The 2,540-nt window shown below is 23.6% G+C and carries 3 protein-coding genes and 1 pseudogene; all 4 read right to left on the reverse strand.

What is annotated here, in order from left to right; genetic code table 4:
* A pseudogene (locus tag C6B38_RS10525) lies at positions 1 to 290 on the reverse strand (hypothetical protein); the annotation flags it as partial.
* A 251-nt stretch (positions 291 to 541) separates the two neighbouring features.
* The gene (locus tag C6B38_RS02115; RefSeq protein WP_105298470.1) at positions 542 to 1,951 is read right to left on the reverse strand and encodes an ATP-dependent helicase; all 1,410 of its coding nucleotides are present in this window, start codon (positions 1,949 to 1,951) and stop codon (positions 542 to 544) included.
* A 19-nt stretch (positions 1,952 to 1,970) separates the two neighbouring features.
* Positions 1,971 to 2,171, reverse strand: a complete 201-nt coding sequence (locus C6B38_RS02120) for a hypothetical protein (RefSeq protein WP_105298471.1) — start codon at positions 2,169 to 2,171, stop codon at positions 1,971 to 1,973.
* 137 nt (positions 2,172 to 2,308) lie between these two features.
* A complete protein-coding gene (locus tag C6B38_RS10530) occupies positions 2,309 to 2,467 on the reverse strand; it encodes a hypothetical protein (RefSeq protein ID WP_199558552.1) in 159 nt (52 codons plus the stop codon).
* Positions 2,468 to 2,540 lie beyond the last annotated feature (73 nt).

The following is a 2,540-nucleotide window of genomic DNA, read 5'->3' on the forward strand; positions in this document are numbered from 1 at the left end:
GATGACCCATTAAACGTATTTCATTTATCATTTTTTTCTTCATTAAACGTATTTCATTTATCATTTTTTTCTTTTCCTTTATAGATTATTTGATTAACTTTTACATCATCTGAGATTAAATTATAAGGTGATTTATAAAGAGGTTCTTTATTAAATTCTTTAGGTGTATCATTTTCTTTTTCATTAGGTTCGACATCTAAAAAATCTAATTTACCGTTTTCTTGGACCTCACGCATCATACGCTGAACATCTTGGCGATAAATTCCCATGTAATTCGCCATTTGRCACATKTGATGAAATAAACGGGCAAATTCTTTTGTTTTTAATTCTCCRTTTAAAATATAATTGTTTRCAATTTCYCTTAATTCATCRGAATATTCATATTTAGTTTGTAATTCTTTAATGTAAAGATAAAAACGATAGATACAAATGCCACACAAAAAAGATAAAAAAGAGGCAAAGATTTTAGATTCAAAAATATTAATCATTGTTTGTTGGAAATCCATTTTTAATTAATCCTTTTCATTTTAATTTTTTAAATTTAAATTAAATTCATCTCTTTTAAGAAACAAAGAGGATTCATTTTTTGATGATAAGCGTAAAGATTACGATAGAGCGTATGAGTAATATATAAAAGTTCTCTCGCTCTTGTTATCGCGACATACATTAAACGTTTTTCCTCCTCTAAAGATGAATAGCCTAAAAAAGTATCAAAAAAAGTTTCTTGTTCGCAACCAATTAAAAAAACTATTTTTGACTCTAACCCTTTCATTTGATGAATAGAGGTTAAAGTTAAATGATTTTTTATAATGGTTTCTCTTTTGATATTAAATTTTTTATTTAAAATTTTTAATTTCTTTTCAATTTCTTTTGATAATTTAATATTAGTTGGAACATAAACAATTTTTTTTGGAACTTTAAAAGGAATATTGTTTTTATTTAAAAACTGTTCTAATACTTTTTTAAGAGCTTTTTTACGATAAAGAATAACAATATCATTCAATTGATATTTCTTACTTTCAATTAACTCTTTAATTTCTTTAACAAGAAATAAAGCTTCTTGTGTTTCATCCCAACAAGGTTGATAAATAACTTTACCTATTGTTTTTAAAGTAGGTTTTAATTGATAAGAAAGAGGTAAAAGATGATTCGCGGTTTTTACAATATTAGAACTAGAACGATAATTATAAGTTAATTTTAATTCGTTCATTTGAAAAGTTTCTTTTAAATGTTGACTATAAATATTTTTAGTTCCTCGAAAACTATAGATATTTTGGTGTTCATCACCTACCATAAATAAAAGGCTTTTAGTCCCTAACATTTTTAAAATTTCCATTTGATAATAATCAATATCTTGGGCTTCATCTACTAAAAGATAAGGAAATTTTTGTTGATAATCGTTTAATAAAAAATAATGATTTTGAAATAAATAGTAAGTATAAACAATTAAATCATCAAAATCCATTAACTCTTTTTCACAAAGAATTTGATTATAAGAGTGAAAAAATTTTTGAAAAAAAGGGTTAATTTTGGTAATGATTTTTCTTTTTATTTTAGAAATAGATGAAATAATATTATCTAACCCACAAATAATTTTGATTTGAAATTGATTTAATAAATTTCTAATAATTTCATGAATTTCTATTTCGTCAATTAAACGAAAATTTTTAAAATGAAAATCTTTTAAATAAGCTAAATTTTGTTTTAATACCATTAAAGCAAAACCATGAAAAGTCATGATTTTAGCATCTTTTTCCTTTAATCTTTTTTTAAGGTTATTCACGGCATTTTTATTAAAAGTTAAAATTAAAATATTTTTAATACTAATTTGTTTACTTAGAAAATGAAATCTCGATAAAAGAGTTGTCGTTTTCCCAGTCCCTGCACCAGCATTTAAATATAAAGGTTGTAAAGAAAAATTAACAGCCTTTAATTGTTGATGATTTAACATTATTTAAAACATCCTTTTTTTATCAAAAAGGGATAATATTATCCCTTTGTTGAATTTTTAATCATTTGTGTTTAGAAAGATGATTTTTATAATAGTACTTTTTTCCATTTGGATATATTACCAATGACTTTTTACCGTTCTTTTGTGAATAATAAATAACTTTACCGTCAGCATAAATTACTTTACGTAAACGCTGACGATTTTTAATATCATAAGCCATGAATTATTTAATCCACGSTAATTTKGYAGCRACTGGAACAATATAACCTAATTTATAAAAAATAAACATAACAATACCAGCRCAACCAATTAATTTTAAAAAACCCATTAAAGTCATTTATTTTATAACTCCTTTCATTATTTACTAATGGTTATGTAACCAAAGTGTCCTAAAATACCACAAAGCACAAAAACAACACCAACCACTGGAAAAACATAAGCCCAAAAAAAATTAATTAAAGTCATTTTACTTTTTCTATTGCTTCTAAAATAACTTCTAAATCCTCTTCTCGCCATTACATACTCCCTTTTTTTATTTATTTATAAAAATTTTAAAAATTAAAAATATTAATGCATACATACATATGTG

The organism is Spiroplasma sp. ChiS, assembly GCF_002968355.1.
In the GTDB taxonomy this organism is placed as follows: domain Bacteria; phylum Bacillota_I; class Bacilli_A; order Mycoplasmatales; family Mycoplasmataceae; genus Spiroplasma; species Spiroplasma citri.